At 41.6% G+C, this 16,801-nt stretch carries 18 protein-coding genes and 2 pseudogenes; 4 read left to right on the top strand and 16 right to left on the bottom strand.

Going from position 1 to position 16,801, the window contains the following annotated elements; all coding sequences use genetic code 11:
* Positions 1 to 102: 102 nt before the first annotated feature.
* Together KQI_RS0101220 and KQI_RS0101215 are read right to left on the bottom strand one after the other, a co-directional pair.
* Positions 103 to 675 (bottom strand): TetR/AcrR family transcriptional regulator, encoded by a 573-nt coding sequence (locus tag KQI_RS0101220; RefSeq protein ID WP_010344853.1) that lies wholly within the window; start codon positions 673 to 675, stop codon positions 103 to 105.
* Between the two features lie 316 nt (positions 676 to 991).
* Complete coding sequence (locus KQI_RS0101215) at positions 992 to 1,750, bottom strand: cyclase family protein (RefSeq protein WP_029389976.1); 759 nt, start codon at positions 1,748 to 1,750, stop codon at positions 992 to 994.
* Positions 1,751 to 2,165: 415 nt separating this feature from the next.
* Between KQI_RS0101215 and KQI_RS0101210 the strand changes: the two genes are divergently transcribed.
* Positions 2,166 to 3,737, top strand: a complete 1,572-nt coding sequence (locus KQI_RS0101210; RefSeq protein ID WP_010344850.1) for a diguanylate cyclase — start codon at positions 2,166 to 2,168, stop codon at positions 3,735 to 3,737.
* Between the two features lie 1,044 nt (positions 3,738 to 4,781).
* Here KQI_RS0101210 and KQI_RS0101195 read toward each other — a convergent pair.
* The 8 genes and pseudogenes from KQI_RS0101195 to KQI_RS0101160 form a co-directional block, all read right to left on the bottom strand.
* Positions 4,782 to 5,876 (bottom strand): DUF4236 domain-containing protein, encoded by a 1,095-nt coding sequence (locus KQI_RS0101195; RefSeq protein ID WP_010344848.1) that lies wholly within the window; start codon positions 5,874 to 5,876, stop codon positions 4,782 to 4,784.
* Between the two features lie 47 nt (positions 5,877 to 5,923).
* On the bottom strand, positions 5,924 to 6,145 hold the full coding sequence (locus KQI_RS26535) for an NUDIX hydrolase (RefSeq protein WP_241763845.1): 222 nt from the start codon (positions 6,143 to 6,145) through the stop codon (positions 5,924 to 5,926).
* A gap of 32 nt (positions 6,146 to 6,177) precedes the next feature.
* Positions 6,178 to 6,780 (bottom strand): HNH endonuclease, encoded by a 603-nt coding sequence (locus KQI_RS29100; RefSeq protein WP_010344846.1) that lies wholly within the window; start codon positions 6,778 to 6,780, stop codon positions 6,178 to 6,180.
* Between the two features lie 340 nt (positions 6,781 to 7,120).
* Entirely contained in the window at positions 7,121 to 7,390 is a 270-nt protein-coding gene (locus KQI_RS29095) for an HMG-box domain-containing protein (RefSeq protein ID WP_010344845.1), read from the bottom strand.
* A gap of 548 nt (positions 7,391 to 7,938) precedes the next feature.
* Entirely contained in the window at positions 7,939 to 8,205 is a 267-nt protein-coding gene (locus KQI_RS0101175) for a hypothetical protein (protein ID WP_010344843.1), read from the bottom strand.
* Positions 8,206 to 8,243: 38 nt separating this feature from the next.
* Positions 8,244 to 8,765 carry a hypothetical protein gene (locus tag KQI_RS0101170; protein ID WP_010344842.1) on the bottom strand — a complete coding sequence of 174 codons (522 nt, stop codon included), beginning with the start codon at positions 8,763 to 8,765 and terminating at the stop codon, positions 8,244 to 8,246.
* A 45-nt stretch (positions 8,766 to 8,810) separates the two neighbouring features.
* Positions 8,811 to 9,324 (bottom strand): annotated as a pseudogene (locus KQI_RS26520) (hypothetical protein).
* A gap of 432 nt (positions 9,325 to 9,756) precedes the next feature.
* A complete protein-coding gene (locus KQI_RS0101160) occupies positions 9,757 to 10,245 on the bottom strand; it encodes a hypothetical protein (RefSeq protein ID WP_138984774.1) in 489 nt (162 codons plus the stop codon).
* A 212-nt stretch (positions 10,246 to 10,457) separates the two neighbouring features.
* Between KQI_RS0101160 and KQI_RS0101155 the strand changes: the two genes are divergently transcribed.
* Positions 10,458 to 10,964, top strand: a complete 507-nt coding sequence (locus tag KQI_RS0101155; protein ID WP_010344840.1) for a hypothetical protein — start codon at positions 10,458 to 10,460, stop codon at positions 10,962 to 10,964.
* 21 nt (positions 10,965 to 10,985) lie between these two features.
* On the top strand, positions 10,986 to 11,537 hold the full coding sequence (locus tag KQI_RS0101150) for a hypothetical protein (protein ID WP_010344838.1): 552 nt from the start codon (positions 10,986 to 10,988) through the stop codon (positions 11,535 to 11,537).
* A 93-nt stretch (positions 11,538 to 11,630) separates the two neighbouring features.
* Here the strand turns inward: KQI_RS0101150 and KQI_RS29715 are convergent, their stop codons facing one another.
* From KQI_RS29715 to KQI_RS0101135, 3 genes and pseudogenes are all read right to left on the bottom strand, one after another.
* Positions 11,631 to 11,852 (bottom strand): alpha/beta hydrolase family protein, encoded by a 222-nt coding sequence (locus tag KQI_RS29715; protein WP_138984773.1) that lies wholly within the window; start codon positions 11,850 to 11,852, stop codon positions 11,631 to 11,633.
* Between the two features lie 52 nt (positions 11,853 to 11,904).
* Positions 11,905 to 12,197: pseudogene (locus KQI_RS29085) on the bottom strand (FAD-dependent oxidoreductase).
* A 65-nt stretch (positions 12,198 to 12,262) separates the two neighbouring features.
* A complete protein-coding gene (locus KQI_RS0101135) occupies positions 12,263 to 13,159 on the bottom strand; it encodes an AraC family transcriptional regulator (protein ID WP_010344834.1) in 897 nt (298 codons plus the stop codon).
* A 118-nt stretch (positions 13,160 to 13,277) separates the two neighbouring features.
* Between KQI_RS0101135 and KQI_RS0101130 the strand changes: the two genes are divergently transcribed.
* The gene (locus KQI_RS0101130) at positions 13,278 to 14,186 is read left to right on the top strand and encodes an EamA family transporter (protein ID WP_010344833.1); all 909 of its coding nucleotides are present in this window, start codon (positions 13,278 to 13,280) and stop codon (positions 14,184 to 14,186) included.
* A 9-nt stretch (positions 14,187 to 14,195) separates the two neighbouring features.
* Here the strand turns inward: KQI_RS0101130 and KQI_RS0101125 are convergent, their stop codons facing one another.
* Genes KQI_RS0101125 through KQI_RS0101115 form a run of 3 tightly spaced genes read right to left on the bottom strand, consistent with a single transcriptional unit; the run spans position 14,196 to position 16,737 of the window.
* Positions 14,196 to 15,293, bottom strand: coding sequence for a GerAB/ArcD/ProY family transporter (locus KQI_RS0101125; protein ID WP_010344832.1), 1,098 nt, complete (start codon positions 15,291 to 15,293; stop codon positions 14,196 to 14,198).
* A 50-nt stretch (positions 15,294 to 15,343) separates the two neighbouring features.
* Positions 15,344 to 15,565 carry a hypothetical protein gene (locus KQI_RS0101120; protein ID WP_010344831.1) on the bottom strand — a complete coding sequence of 74 codons (222 nt, stop codon included), beginning with the start codon at positions 15,563 to 15,565 and terminating at the stop codon, positions 15,344 to 15,346.
* Positions 15,562 to 16,737: a Ger(x)C family spore germination protein gene (locus KQI_RS0101115; protein WP_241763840.1), complete on the bottom strand. Its 1,176-nt coding sequence runs from the start codon at positions 16,735 to 16,737 to the stop codon at positions 15,562 to 15,564. The genes KQI_RS0101120 and KQI_RS0101115 overlap by 4 nt, the downstream gene beginning before the upstream one ends.
* Between the last annotated feature and the right edge of the window lie 64 nt (positions 16,738 to 16,801).

Genomic DNA, 16,801 nt, shown 5'->3' with positions numbered 1-16,801 from the left:
AAATTCATAAAAAACACCCTTGAGAATAGATAGTGGAAAAAATAATCCGAATTCATTCTCAAAGGGTGATATCTAAATTAATGGGTTCAACCAGTCATTATTTTAATGTTTTAGATGCAAGTCCATCAAAAAAGTTGTAACTACTTTCAACTGAGCGGCTGGACCGTTTGCGCCTAATATAGGACCTATAGAAAATGCCCCGTTAATCACCAGCAGAAGCTGATCCGCCAGATTCTCATCTTGCACGCCCGCATCTTTCGTAAGTCTTATCAAGCGTGAGCGCAATTCGTGGTTGTATTCCAATACCAAACGCTGAACTGGATGATGAATATCGGAGAATTCCGCATATGCGTTCAAAAAACTGCACCCCCTATATTCCGGCTCTGTTAGTGAGTCACTGATGGCATTGATGAATGCAAAGATTTGCTCTTTGGGTGATCCTTTATACTGCTCAATAAGCTTGTCAAATTGCTTCAAAGAGAGCTCACTCTTTTCCTGAAGATAAGCGACTATCAAGTCATCTTTAGTTGGAAAATGGCGGTAAAGAGTGGCCTTGCTTGCTCCGGATTTTTCTGCAATTGTATCAACGCCTATTGAGCGTATACCCTCGCGATAAAACAAATCAGAAGCCACATCCAGGATGCGCTGCCGCGCAGATCTACGCGATGTTGTCATTTCATACACCTAACCAATCTCTAAAATTTGACGGAATTGTTCTGTTTATTTGTTTGTTGGTAAGAGAAGAATACAGTACAGTTCAGTATCGCGTCAAGAAGAGAAGTTTTAACTGAGGGTTTTATTAAGGTTAGCTCTAAATTCGTTTATGAGGTTTATATAATTATACAGGCAAGTTATTTCCGCAAATACGGACCATTAAGCAAATGGACCCAGCAGATGTGATAGTTCAAGATCACTATCCTCTCGGAGGTATGTTGGAAAAAAGAAATAACGCTCCAGGTTGCATTATTGCTGCTGGAACGTTGCTTCCCTTTTATTCCTCTATGATTGCTACGGGACGAGCCCATCCGGCACTCGCTCTTTCCACTTTAACCGGAAAACAGCAAACCTTGAAGCCAAACGGCTTCGGCAGAAGCTCCAAATTGGCCAACTTCTCGATCTGGCAATATTCCCGGTCTTTGCCGACATAGTGCGCTGCCCAAAGGACGCCGTCTCTTGGCTGCTGCTTGTAGGCCTCCGCCTGGAGATTAAGCGGGATATCCCAACCCCAGCCGTCAGTACCGACTACCTTAATTCCTTGATCCAGTAACCACATGGTCGCTTCGGCCGAGACACCGGCATGAAGGAATGCATACTTTTCATCATACAGCCGCTTATCCGCATCGCTCCGGATAAGCACAATATCGAGCGGCTTAAGCTTGTACCCAATGCGGCTCAGCTCCGCAACTAGATCTTCAGACGTTAACTCATAACCGGGCGGCTTAGAACTAAAATCAAGAAGCACGCCATCAGAAAAAAACCACTCTAGCGGCAGTTCGTCAATCGTTCTAGCCGGTTTACCTTCCGATGTTGGCCAGTAGTGCCAAGGTGCGTCGACATGCGTCCCCGAATGGGTGTTAAGCGTTACGGTTTCGGTAGCCCATGCTTTGCCTTCCGGAAAGTCGTCAGGTTTTAGACCAAGTATGGCTGACGCTTGCATCGCGCCTTCGCTATGGCTCGAATACTCGATCTTTGCTGCTATCGGCTCACGGATGCTTGGGCTTATCGGGACGCTCAAATCAATGAGTCTCATCGCTTTCCCTCTCTTTCGTTTCTTCTCTATCATTTTCCGTTTCATGGCCATTATACCATATTGCACTTACTATCTGGCGGCCGTAGTCTTAGTATACAGATACGGCCGACCAGTGGCACCAAGTTACAGATTCTATCCCACAAGCTGAGGTAAATAGATGTATACTGTGAAAGACGTTGCTAAAATCGTATTTTTAACACATTCCGCTGCTTTGTCATAGTATTTGCTCCCTATTAGGATGTGTAAGCTGCTCCACTATACGTAGGAATTTCCGCTTACCTTTACTTCTGTTTCCCATTATACTTATATCATGCAAGTTCAAGAATAATAGCCGGAACGATTTTCGTTATGTTGTCCTCTCACATTTTGAAGAGAATAACATTTGCGATAGACAAACATGATGGAAGGACCACCTATGTTAAGATATATGATTGCGAATTTCGCCTTGTTAACGGCGTTCCTTTTTCTCTTCAACCATTTATTCCGGCGCTACTTAATGGAAGACCATCGTACCTTGCGATTTAAGCTGCTGACAGGAATCACGCACGGCTGCTGTGCTCTTCTTCTTCTGTTATTCAGTTATCAAATAAACGAGACATCCTTTATCGATTTCCGCCATATCGTTGTCATCAGTTCCGCATATTTTGGGGGGCTACCCGCTTCTTTAGTGACTGCCCTATTCTTTGTGTTGGGCCGGGTCACATTAGTGGGGACCTTTACACCTTCACCTACCAGCATGGCGCCATTATTATCGATTACATTAGCTGCCGTCGGCAGTGGGATCATTATGCAGGTTGTCAAATGTTATAAGCGCCGCTGGCTGCTCTCGGTATTACTGAGTATGACGCTCATTACGATCCTGTCGCTCATGAGGGGCATTACAAAGGATACCTTCTCCTATTTAGCGCTTGTCGGTGTGGGCGGACTCTTCGCAGCATCGTTAATTGCTTTCTTTTCTACAACGAATCAACTAACTAAACAATTGGAGCAGAGCGAGCGAAAATACCGTACTCTACATGCACTTCAAGAAGCGATTTTTCAATCCGCAGTAGGTACGGCTATCATAGCCATCGATTGGCAGGGACAGATCACGCATGCCAATAAGGGTACAGAAAAAATGCTTGGCTACCGGGCCGACGAGCTGATTGGCAAGGAATCTCCTCTGATCTTTCATGACCCGAATGAAGTCGAGGCTTATGGGAAAGAACTATCCAAAAAAACAGGTAAACCCATCCATGGATTAGATGTATTTTTTTACGGCGCGGCAGAATATGTATCCGAAGGACGAGAATGGTCATATATTCGGAAGGATGGTGCCAGGATAACGGTATTGCTGACATTGTCACCGCTTTTACTGGACGGGAAAACAGTTGGAGTCATTGGGCTTGCCAAGGATATTTCTGAAAGAAAGAAAATGGAAGAGCAATTGAAGCAGCTTTCCCTGTTGGATGGACTAACCGAAATTGCAAACCGCCGTTTTTTTGATGAAATGCTCAAGCAGGAATGGCAAAATGCAGCGCAAAATAACAAAGGGTTGTCTCTCATTTTCCTTGATATTGATCATTTTAAAGCTTACAACGATCTATACGGGCACCAGGCCGGGGACGATTGCTTGCGCAAAGTAACGGCCATCGCCAAAAAGACCATTAATCATCCAGCGGCTACAATTGCCCGTTACGGTGGGGAAGAATTTACGATTATCCTGCCGGATACGAGTGCCAAGCGAGCGGCGCAACTTGCCGAAAGTCTGAGATTAGCCATAGAAAAAACCGCAATCCATCATAACGGAGCGCGCATGAAAAGTGTGGTCACGGTTAGTATTGGTGTCGCAACCTGCTATCCTGATGGCAACAATGTTCCAGAGGAACTGATCGCAAAAGCAGACGAAGCGCTTTACTACGCCAAGGGTCATGGACGCAATCGCATTATTAATTACAAGGAACTGCCAAAGAAGGCAGGGACATTTGGGCATGATCGGTACTCCTGATACTACACTCCCAACCGTATAGATAATACCTTGGGACTGTATATCACAAAAGAGACAAGGCTTTTTCCGAGTGATCCGCCTGAAGAGCTTAACACAGCTGGGGCTCGAATTTGATATCATCGGATGCTTCGTAATCTTACAATTACAGAGCAGGCAGCTAAACGTAGCCAAAAACGCTCCTTGCTCTATCCGAGTTGCTTGAGCAGCCGGTATCATACCTTGGGTGCTTTGAGGAGATGCCTGAAGGCACTATTGGGGAGAAAATTAAAAAGGCCAGGCATTATCATGGCCTGACCAAAACTGAATTAAGCGCACGAATGAAAGTTGATGCAAAGACCATCTATAATTGGGATTCTCATTGGCTTCTTCTAACTGCGCTTTCAAATTTCCTTTAATTATAAATATAATGGAAAGTTAAAATTCATTCAAATTAATATACACTCTGAAAAATATATTTTTTGTTATTTGAGAAACGTTAATCATTTCAATATCATCATATTTGCAAAAATCATTAAAATGCTCTTTAATAACTATACTCTCTACATATTTCCCATTGTTGAGAACGATCGTCATATTAGTAAGATTTCAGAGCCATATTTGATCTCAGTAACCCAACCGACTCTTTCTCAATCATAGAGATAAACTTTTTTTTCCATATATGATTTTATTGTGTAAATTGATATTTTGTCCAACTGACTCATCAGTTCCTTGTACTTCCTTTCTCCTTCTTCGTTGTTCACATAAATGCTGAACCTGTCCAAAAATGACGCTCACCTTGAAAGCCAGTTATCTTATAAAATTGTTCAAGACTCAAATATGTCTTATTCTTTAACAAAACGGAGTAACTGGTTTTGGATCAGGCTTTGGTACAGTTTCTTTCTTCGGAGTCAATGTTGGCGTTTTAGTTGTAGATCTGCAAATAATATCTTTAAGAACATAATCATATTTCTCCGGTTGACATGTAGGCAAATCTTTATATAAATTTATTGCTTTCTCAAAAGAATGAAATCCGTTTTCTACTAATCTCATGTCATAATCACTACACTACACGGATATCGCTAATCTTTCAACGGGCTTAAAGCCAGACGTCTTTAAAAATTTCATATTATGCTCGAAGTTCTGCATAGAGTCTGAACAATCGATGTTCTCAAAATTCAACATATTTAAAGTGGCTCTATCAATTTTTACAGACAATACAGTAACTTCATTTTGCTGACCTGTTGAAGAATCTATTGCATCATTGATAGCGTGAATAATTACATAGTCTAACGGTAACAAAGCAAACATATCTCTTGCGATTCTTAATGTGCAACTACACACGTAATCTTGTTCTAAATCAAAGTACTTAGACTTTGGCATTGCTTTAGTTGAGAGTTTTCCTGTACTTGTTAGCGATTTAATTTCTTTAGGAATTACCTGGTCTGAATGAACTTGAAATTCTATTTCCACATAAGATGGGTTATCTGTTCCAAAGTTAAATCCACTACCGAAATCACTTAAATCATCTAATGGTCTCATTTCATCAATAACACTAAAATAAGTATCAATATCCCCATTGTTAATTTGTTGAGCAACCTGTACTAATTTCTCCCAATCGTTATAATCTTCTTTATCTTTTTCTTTGGCTGTGTCAACTAGTCTTATTAGCTCCTGTCTTTTTGAATCGTTGTTGAAGAGCTTATCAAAAAAACCAGGTTTAAAGTTTTCAAGATTCCTCCGAGCCTCTAATTCATGTGGACCTGGAGAAGCATTTAAGAAAGGGGGCCTAGAGCTTTGTATCTGATCCCAATAAATAGGCTCATCACATTCTTTATGTATTGATTTAATGAAATCAATCTGATTCTCGAAGCATGCAACTTCATATTCCGCTTTCATCTTTTCTTCTAGTTTTTGATGCTCCCGCTCTCTGCGCAGCTCCTCCCTGCGCTGATAAGCATTGCTATTATATCTTCTCCTGTTTGTTGAAGTTGAATATGAAAGGCCAGTACCAGGAATACTTGCTGTTATGCGGCCGCCTGTTCGAGAATTAATGCTGTAACGAAGTCCCTTACCACCAAAACTTAGGCCGGCACTTTTACTTCCAACATTTAGTCTTACACCAGGTACAATCTTAAAACTTTTTCTGAATTTTAGAGCCATTTTGTAACCTCCCCATTTATTCTATCTTCACTGCAAATACGAAATTATTAATTGAATACCTGACTTAACATAAGGACAGAATTTACAATAGGATAATCAGCAGGCAAGAAATTGTATTGATCCAATTTTCCAAATTCAACCCATTCAATCGATTCATGCTCTCTTAAATTCAACTGGCCATTTCTCCAAACAGCCCAGTAAACCATTAACTTAATGACTCTTTGATCATATGGGTGGAGACTCTGGCTGAAATAGTGAAGCACTTCAATATCACTATCTAGTTCTTCCTTAATCTCTCTGATTAAACATTCTTCAAGGGTCTCCCTACTTCTAGCTTCCTACTAGGGAACTCCCACATTCCTGAATGTTTCATATTTGCTCCACGCTTGGCGATCAGGATTTTGCCTTCATGGACAATAAGAGCTGCAGTAACAATCTTCGCCGGTACTCCAAAATGTTCTTCCCTGTGGCAATTAGGGCAAACAGCAATCGCATTCCCTACCGTATCATCACCATCATCAGCTAAAGGTACCTTATGGTGCACTTCTAAATAAGACGATTGATCGCTAGCTCGTAAAAACGGTGCCTGCTGCATACATATTTCACAGATCCCATTTGCTCGAGCCAATACCTCCCCTATTACATCCGGATTCCTTTTATAAGCAGTTGTTACAATTGGTATACTTTTCGGCTTCTTAGGGGCCTGATTCAGCCTTACTTGTCTATCATGCTGATTTAAATTTTTGGACTTTTTGACCTGCTTGTTTATCTCTTCTATATATTCATTGTTTGTAATAGGATTTTGAAGATTTAAAGAGCTGACTTTATTGAGAATAAACCATCTTGATCCGTCAGTCGGATCATGGTCATGTCCCCCAAATTGATATATGCCATTTAGGTTCAAAATCGTGTCATTTTTAGTGAAGAGGTAAATTGGCGTATTGTTTTCTAATGAATTTAAAATTGCCGCATTGTATTTATATTCAGGTTTAAAGTTCCCATTTAAACTGTAAAAATAATACTTTAAGCGTTCGTTTTTGATGATCCATTCGTTTGGATATTTCCCGTTAGATAGAGTGGCCTTAATAAAAATGGCCTGTAATCAGTCATTATCACCAATAAGATAAATTCCAGATTGAGTATCGTATGTTTGAGATAAAATTGAAATGTCCCATGAGGAATAATTCTTTCCGATGATGAAGTCATCCAACACTGTAACATCTTCAAGTTCATTCTTGAATTCATTACAAAATCGAGGGTATAGGTTCCTCATACGTTTCCAGTCCTAAGGCTTTAAAACGATCATATAATACTCTTCCTGGAGAACCCTGAGTCGGAATCGTTTCAAAACGCTGAAGATATTTCTGTAGGTCTCCAACTTTCTTCATATTACGAACTATGATCTTTGAACGAGTAACCTTATTTTTAAATTCCTTTTCAAGCTCAGGATGATTTAAAGCAGGAGCTTCTACTTCATCAATTACGTATTGAATCGCTTGTTGTATACTAGACATACTCTAACACCCCTGTTTAAAATTTATTAGCTCTCAATAGCGATTCCACTGCCGTTGCGATGCAGTTTCTTACTATATACGGGATACGGGATACGGGATACGGGATACGGGATACGGGCTATCCAACATAGGTACATAGCATTAGGCTAAATATACCATGTGACATTTCCAAATTCTACTTAAATATGACAAAACCCCGGTTTTTCTCCGAGGTTCATGAACACATTATTTATATTGGAAATCACGTTGCCTGAATAATTTGGTCTGCAAATCACTAATAAATAGCAATGATCTCCTTAAGCATAATCTACTGAAAATTATCCATTCCTTGAGTTAGCTTGACCTCTCTTCTAGCAGTATTGAGTGACGTGACGACACCAGATATTATAATTTCCTCAAACGGATCAAATAGCTTCAACGTGATATCTTTTCTTTTGTTATATGGAATCACAAGCACTTGTTTTTTGCTGAACCTCTTGATCGTCAAAAGTATACGCTCTTAAAAAAACGAAGCTCCATTGGAAATGTTTCGCCAATGGAGCTTCGTTTCAATTTTTTCTTTTCCGAACACTATTAATACGGAATAATATAATCATTGAAACGATAATTAGTAGAATAATGATTATACTGTCATTATTAATTGAACCGGTCGCTATCATGTTAATAATTGCTAGAATGATTGCTGCGAAAGTAACACCTGAAAGAACATAAGTGACTTTCGCTTTGTCTTTTTTGAAAACTAGACTGACAATCGCAACAAGAACAATAGCAGGTATTAGAAGGAAGAGTATAATAATTGCCAATGCTGTCTCCATGTTCACTCTCTCCTTTCCATTAATATACTGCTTTCACCTTAATTTGGTGTCACCTCATAATAAACTGCAGGGGCCCAATGAAGATTTAAAGTAACCCCCCTACCAGCATTTCTATAAGACATTGAATTGGCAATCATCATAGCACCAGTAGATTCAAGAAGAGCCACTATTGCCCCCAATTGGGCATAAGGGATGTACGCAGCGATTGCGGCAAGTAATGCACCAACAGCTGCTGTTTGTTGTAATGAATAAATCATTCTTTTAGTTTCTGCATCATCAAAGGTAATTGCGACTCCCCACCAGTAAGGATTACTGTATACATAAGGAGATATTTGACTTCCACTCGTAGATAATTGACTGTTAGTTGCAGAATTCAGGTTCTGAACCCCAGTTGCGAAATGATCATATACTTCTTTATCAACAACCTCTTGTGCGGCAGGATCTAGATGGTATAAGTTATCTGAACCTTTAGTTACGTAAGGTGCCATCACTTCAACTGAATTTAGAATTTCTTTGGAAAATTCATCTTGTAAAAAAACGTTGTGTTTTGTTAAATACAATCGGTTGAGAAACAACTGCTTAACGGAGTCCACGTATATGCGAAATCATTTCGAAAATGAAAAAAACTCTGTCGGCATTAACCACCAGAGTCTCTTCAATTTGACTATAAATTCTATTTTGGTGCTGCCCGGGTAGTCATCCAATTTGTGACCTACCCATGATCCTGCTCCCCGGTTATCACTAGGGCTTATGTATCTAATATCAGCACCCGCGCCACCTTCTGCACACATCGCCATAGGCCATTCATCACGGTCTTTACCCTTACGCGTGGGCACCACCTTTAAGGGACAGTTCACGGTTATGATCGGCCCCCTCGCGGTCTATGGTACATACGGCTGAGTGGCTAGCAGCTATTGCTTCCTTAATGTGCTGTGCGGTCTCGGGATACTTTGCTGATGGAAATTCCATTTTGACCGTTTCGCCCGTTGTCACTGTTTTCGATTGCTCAGACACCGCAGGATCTTTGTGAACTTGTGGAACTGGTATCCCGTTGTAGGCGACTAACCCCATCGTTACAGCCAATATTGCGCTTACTATTAATCCTTTGAAGCTCTTCATTTTCATCCCCCTAAATATAAAAAAATAATACCCCGCTTAGTATTTAGCAGGGTATCAACGCGCTCGATTTGATGATTTTAACGGTGTGTTTTGGTACCGTATTTCCCTGTTATCGGATTTCAGTTACCCTTTGTGCTTCAGTTATTACTGAAGCCAAGATCTCGATCTGAGCGATAATACGGAGCAACATGAGTACCGTTCTTCTTAGTATAGCCATGTACATATGTACGAGTTGAAGCAGCGCTGATAAATCCAAAACACATGACCACAGCAAATGCGCTTACCGTTAGTTTTTTTTAAGATTTTCATTCTATCACCTCACCTATTTTCAACATAAAAGCATTACTTTAGATCTAATCATTATATATATTGAGAGATTTTGCAAATGAAAAACACCTAATATCCGTAAATAAAGGGTGTTTTTTCTGAAACTCATTTCATTATTTGACCTTCGGCATATCGGCGTAGGAAATCCATTTTGCTAATAGGGCTGGCGTAACTTCCAAGCTCCATTGGAAGCAGTTGCTCAATATCATTTCCTTGCCGAATCCCGTTTCGACTGATCGCATCCTTATGCTTCAAACGTTGCTTGCGGTTTACAATCACCTTCATACGTCCGGCCCATGCTGCAATCTCCCGAAGCCTTCTATCACTGCTCAATTTTTCATCTAAAAACAGTTGGTCTTTTAATGGAACCTTTTTCAACTCCCCGTCACCACTTCCAGCCTGTATACCTCCTACATTCTCTTTGGCTTCCACAGCTTCCTGTGCTGCTCTGGAGAGCATACGGGATTTACCATTCTGACTCAGGGCTGCGGACAGAGTATCTGCTGCCTGCTGAGAAGCGCCCTGTTCTCCATCCATGAGCTGACGATTCATCTCCATCTCATCAGAGACATCTTCTAACAATTCAGGCTTCATTTTAAACAAACCTGCCCAGAGATCACCCATTAATGGCTGAAAGGAACAGCTCGTTCCCTTCTTTTTCAACCTCTTTGAGCTTTTCGGACATCTCCAATAACTGTCCAAAACGTCTACGATCATACGACTAAGTTTGAAACCCCGGCATACACCTAAAGATTTGATTTTGAATACCATAGTACAGAACTGTAGAGGTAAAGGGGAGGGACAAAATGACGTATACTTTTATGGATATGGCTTCCAATCAAAGGGATTCTTATCTTGAGGCGATTCAAACGGCATTAGAGAAAGGGATGGCTGCAAAAGAAGTCGTCTGTTCCATTACTACGGGATTTCGAGCTGTTCCATCTATGCGGGCCCAACCGGGATTAAATCCATACCATGCTTCAGTTGCTGATATTGGATATGGATTTGATGCTGTACAAGGAACAATCAACCGGATCCGTCAAGGAGAAACGATTCCACTTTTAAAAGAATTGCTTGTATTTGATCTTGATACATTGCGTATTAGTGAAGAACAGTTAAGCCCAAATTTTGAACTAGCAGTAAAAGGGGCAAAGCCGGATGCATTCCATCTGATCGAGCAAAGCCGATATTTAAATCGGCTAATTGCCGATAGTATCTACGAAGCAATTCGACTCGGTAAGCTTCTTCTTGGATCGGAATGGGAAATGATACGTGAACGGATCGAAAATATTCAAGCGATCCCGCGGATTTAAATGGAAAGGAAATGAAGAAAAATGCTTGATACGCAACCCTTAAGTATGAGTGCAGAGGAACAGCATCGTTTATTGGAATGGTGGCAGACATTGGAGGCGGCTCACCCCATAGTTCAACGTTTATGCTCATTAGTGAGTGAGCTTCGGTTGAATCCGGAATCGAGTCATGCCGAAGGAATGATTCTTTTTTATCGGGCAGCTTCTGAAGTTTCATATGGTCATGCTGGTGTAAGGGGCGGTATCCGCCGAGCATTTAGCAGTGAGTATTGTGAAGCGCTTCGAATGAATTTGGTTATGTGTCACTTCGTTGCCCGTCTATTTTCTGGTGATACTAAAGTACTTCTTGAACGTGTTGCAGAGCACATTACCGGACCACACGCTCAACAATTAGTACGCCGTATACGCGAAACGTTAATGGAAAATGACGCAATGATTAATGAAATGGTGAAAAAAGCTCATGCTTTCTTTGGTAAGGAAACTTTCCAAGCCCTTCAAATGAAAGCGATGCAGTCCATGACGTTGCCTATGGGATCAAGGGAAAACTTCGAATTTAGCGCCTTTGACCGTATTTGAAGTAGGTTTAAGATGTTCATTAAACCAATTTAGGATATATTCTAGTCGGACCACACGGTGCCATGGTTCTCCCGAACGTGATAACTCATGGGTTTACGTAAGAAACCGGAGAAAGCGTACTTTACGGTCAAGTAATTTTAGAGCCGTATAGAATTGTTCCCCTTGTTCGATTGGAGCCCGGTAATCGAAATCGCTATGAATGATGAAAAGTGGGGTCCGAACATTTTCCACATCAACTTTTGATAATGGGATACAACAAGTGAATGTAATATTGATAACGTTCTTCTTCCATAAGACAAATATAAAAAGTTTCATATTTCGTTTCTGCAATTTTAATTTGATGCTTGGTGCAATAATCGTCTACTTCCTACTTGGACAAAATACGTTCGGCTCTTTCAACAATCTTCACTTGAACCCCAAGCCGATTAAAAGCCTGACTTAACTCAATCCCAATAGCTCCGGCTCCGACAACAATAAGATCTTTGGGTAAAGTCTTCATTTTAAAAACGTTTTCGTTCATTAATAATCTATCTCTTCCAGTCCGTTCATGTTCGGTACGAATGCAGAAGAGCCTGTACTAATTACGATATGGTCTGCTTTAATTTCCTGGCCATCCACCATTATAGTGTGAGTATCAACAAATTCTGCGGTTCCATTCATATATTCAATACCGGCTTCGGTTAAAACTTCAGCAGCTTCTCCTTGATGCTAGGCTTCTTAAGCATTTAAAGAATGAATCCATTATTTTTATATTTTTTGTATGCTAATGGTGTCATGTTCATGGACTTTCGGAAATGATTAATGAAGTAGCTTGTGCTATTAAATCCTACTTGATAAGCAACATCTGTGACATTGCATTCGGGTTGTTGAAGTAAAATTAAGCTTTGTTGAATTCGATAATCCATTACATAATTCAGAGGTGTCTTCTTTAAAATTCGTTTGAAATACCTGCAGCATTCGGACCGACTTAATTGCCCCGCTCGTGCGATGTCGTCTAAAAGAATTTTCTCAGCATAATGCAGGTGAATCCAGTTCAGCATCTCCTTCATTCGAAGATTCTTCAACATTTCTGTTTGTTCATATTCCAGTTGAAAGCCATTAACAATCAAATTTCTCCAAATCAACGTTAGCTGTACGGTAATGTCCATTTCATAGTAGGGTGGGTTTTGCTGAATCAGCTGATTGATTTTTAAAATAGCGCCTAGAATGTTTTTGGCCCAAAGCTCCTTGGTATTCAAGTGTACGTAAGGTAAATTAGTTGCTTGAATATAGGGATATACATAGGCTGTATAAAGTTCTTGGGATAGTACAAAGTTTGGAGACACATTTAAACAAATATAGACGCAGCCCGAATTATTCTTGTCTGTCGCCATGTGCAGACAGCCGCTATTTATGAACAAACCCTCCCCTTCGTGAATCGTAATTTTTTCTTCTCGTATTTGGAAGATAGCTTGTCCTTTTAAGATCAGAACAAATTGAAATTCATCATGCCAATGAAGCGGAATATATCCATTTATATTTTGGCTAATCGTTGTTTCGTAACATGCAATCGGCAACACAACGGTACGATGCTCAGTTAGCTCTTTTAAATTCTGGTCAATCGTGAAATCCTTTATTTGCACCCTATCACCTCAATATATTTATACTTTTCCATTCGATTCGGGTATTCATTCAGCGATTTCCCATTTATCATGTGAAGTATAACATACTATTTTTATATTTTACGATGGAGAGTTGATTATGAATAGAGGAAAAGGAATATTTCTCATTATAACCGGAGCGATATTTTGGGGAATTGGTGGCACCGTTGCCAAAAAGCTGTTTCAACAATACGCCATTGACGTGAATTGGCTTGTCACGATTCGGCTACTCATTGCAGGTTTATTACTCCTGTTAGTTCAATTTGTTGGAAAAGACCGTGCTCAGATTTTTGGGATCTGGAAAAATAAAAAGACATCGTTTCATCTCATAATATTTGGATTAGTCGGTATGCTTGGGGTTCAATACACCTATATGGCATCCATTAAGCATGGTAATGCTGCTGTAGCCACGTTATTACAATATTTGGCACCTGTAATGATTATTGTTTACTTAATCATCAGTAGACAATCTGCTCTAACAAGAAAAGATGTGTTCACCGTTTCGCTCGCTCTAGTTGGCTGCTTTTTGTTATTAACCAACGGCTCATTCTCTCAATTATCTGTGCCGTCAGTTGCAATCGTTTGGGGAATTTTATCTGGGCTTGCGCTTGCATTTTATACTTTATATGCTGTTCCTTTACTGAAGCAATACAATTCCTTGGTCATTGTTGGCTGGGCTATGATGATCGGGGGAGTCGCATTAAGTTTTATCCACCCACCTTGGCAAATGGATTTTAAGAACTTAACACCAGAAACCTGCTTTTATTTGATTTTCGTTATCATTTTTGGTACTATGCTTGCTTTTTGGTTTTATATAGAAAGTTTAAACAGTCTATCGCCGAAAGAATCGAGTCTTTTAGGAAGCTTGGAACCACTAGCGGCTGTGTTAACAACAGTCTTTTGGTTAAAAGATTCCCTTGGAATGTTTCAATGGGTTGGCACAACCTGCATCATTATAATGATTCTATTTTTGGCTTTTAATAAAGAATATTCCACAAACGAGACATGAGCAGCAACATCAGCCTTCTTTTCGGCTTGTTTTTCGTTTGCGCAAGGAGGCGACGACCAGCAATAACAGCGGAATAAGCAGATAAGTCGATAGAATGTGGAACGGAACCGCCGACCTCACCAGAAACCCGAAGACCGGAAAATTGGGTAGATCCCAAATGCCTATGATCAGACTGAGCAGCGCGAGCGGAAAAACAATCGGACGGTAGTCCGCTAACTGAAAACATTGTGCAAAAGAGAGCGTTGCAGCGTAAAGAAAGATGCCAGCCTGCAGGAAGTTTCCGACAACCCACATCGCCAGCAGCAATGATTCCAGATTTTCCAGGAAAGAACCGACGCTGACATACCGAAAAGCGATGAGAATCGGGTAGACTCTGCTCCCCAAATTCGGCCCCAGCAAAAATAAGGCGATCAGGCTGGAATAAGTCAGGAACAAAACAATGTTGATCATCGATATGTATCCCCATTTTCTCCCCTTCTCTGGATCCGTTACACTGGGCAAAAGAAAGGTCATCAGGAATAATTCGTTCATCCACCCCATCATCGAGAAAGACCCTTTGATGACCGGGATTACTCCATGATTCAGGACCGGAAATATAGCTTTGGCATCCAAATCGGGAAGCAGCAGCAGTAGAAAAAAGACAGGAAAAATAAACACTGGTAAAAAAATGACAGTGCACCTGGCCAGCATCTCCACACCACCGCGAACGGCGATCGCGCTTAGCAAGATCAAGGATCCCATGATGATCAATAAGGGGGTTTTAAACAAAAAATTGCCTGTGACAAAGTCTGCATATTGCCGGGTGACCCCTCCGGTGGCATGCAGATTGTAAGTGATAAAGGCGAGGCCGATGACTTTTCCGGGAATTTTGCCGAGAATCTGCTCGCTGTACTGGACAATCGTTTGCCCCGGATAAAGCTCATGCAATCGGGTCACGGTATAGACGGTAATCCAGCCTGTCAGAGCAGCCAATATTCCCGTAAGCCAAAGATCATTTTGGGCAAATTGGGCCGTTATGGTCGGCAAAACAAGAAAACCGGAAGCCAGCACGGCCGGATACATCATAAGCCCCATTTGAAAAGCTGAAATCTTCCCCTTCTCCAACATGAGCCTTCACCTCGCCTTAAGTTAGTCCGTTCCCTTCTTATAAAGACCGGTTACGGTTCCGTTAGACCCCGAAATGGCTTGAAAATGAACAGAAGCACCGTAGTTGGCCCGGGCGTATTGGGCAGGTCCAGCATGGATAAAATCCAAACCAGGAGCAGCAGTGATACGAATACAGCTTTATCCTTTACCGGCTTTGCTTTCAGTTTCGGCCACTCGAAACGGGTAATCAGCAGCACGGAGATCGTAACGACACAGAAAAAATACCATCTCATTTCTTTTTTACCTCTTCCTTGGGCACCCCTTCTGGAGAGCTGACTAATCCAGGTCTAAGAATCTTTGCTTCAACTTCCGTGTTGACTTCAACTTTGGAAAACTGCTCATCCCATCGGTCCTTCATCTTCTCCCATTGCTTGGGATACTTTCGGTGAAACGTCTGGGCGAAATTAAAAACGTCCTTCTTGTGCCGCCGTTGAACCTCGTAAAGCGCCAACTCGATTCGTTTTCTTACATCATCCTTGAATCCCTTGCTTATAACAGCGAGCAACTTCGGATTCATGGGATCCATTATAGTGCCATTTTGTATAATGTCCCCTTCTGTTTTAACCCGGACTGTCATCTTCCAGGTTTCGCCTTCAATATTTGGAATCAGCTTGATATTCGCCTTTACCGGTTTTAAAGACATCAGTCCTTCCGATCCCTCCGGTTTAAACACAACTGTAAACCCTTTGATTTCATTCCTGAGCCACATGACACCCCTTGTAACCTTTTCGGAAACTTCGCCCACCATTTTGTCATTTTTGAACAAAGCGCTCCCCAACAGGTACGGAACGGTTTGAAACGGCCCAGCTGATTCGATTTTCGGAAGGATATGGATCATCGGCAGAATAGCCGTCTGGGAATCCCCGCTTAACATGAGGCTCAACTCGTGCATCGTCACCCGTATTCCAATCAGCAGATCAGACAGCTTGCGCAGCACTTCGGCCGAGGAATTTTCGATCGGCGGAAACAACTCGAGTGCCTGGGCCGCTTCCCCTTTACTTACGAACATATAGGCCCGCTCTCTCGTCTCAGGAAAACGGATTAAGAAATCGAGATGTTTGCGGATTCCCGCCCTGGCCACGGATTCGCTGAATATGTAGATTCTGCATTGCCCCCAAAACATCTCCCTGGGGATTGTCCGTTGCAGCTTGGACAGCGCGTCCGTGATGTCAAGACCTGTTGCTGATCGGACGGACGTCCGTTTTGCCGCTCCACCTCCCATAGCTCCACCTCCTGTCGTTCCCCCTCCAGACTGATTCTGCGGAAGGACGAATTGGACGGTTGCGCGAACCTGATTATTCTCCGCCTCGTCGAAAGCGAGCGCTGTAATCAGTGTCAAGTCATTAAGCTCCGTGCGATCCCAGCAGCCTCCCAGCACAAGTAGCAGCGGAATGGAAACTGCCATTTTTATCCACATCCTTATCCATGTCTTCATCCATCCGACTCTCCTTTGCCAGGTGTTTGGTTCG

This window comes from Paenibacillus peoriae KCTC 3763, from assembly GCF_000236805.1.
Taxonomy (GTDB): Bacteria; Bacillota; Bacilli; order Paenibacillales; family Paenibacillaceae; genus Paenibacillus; species Paenibacillus peoriae.
The sequence above is the reverse complement of the archived record's forward strand: the minus strand, read 5'-3'. Positions and strand labels throughout refer to the sequence as shown.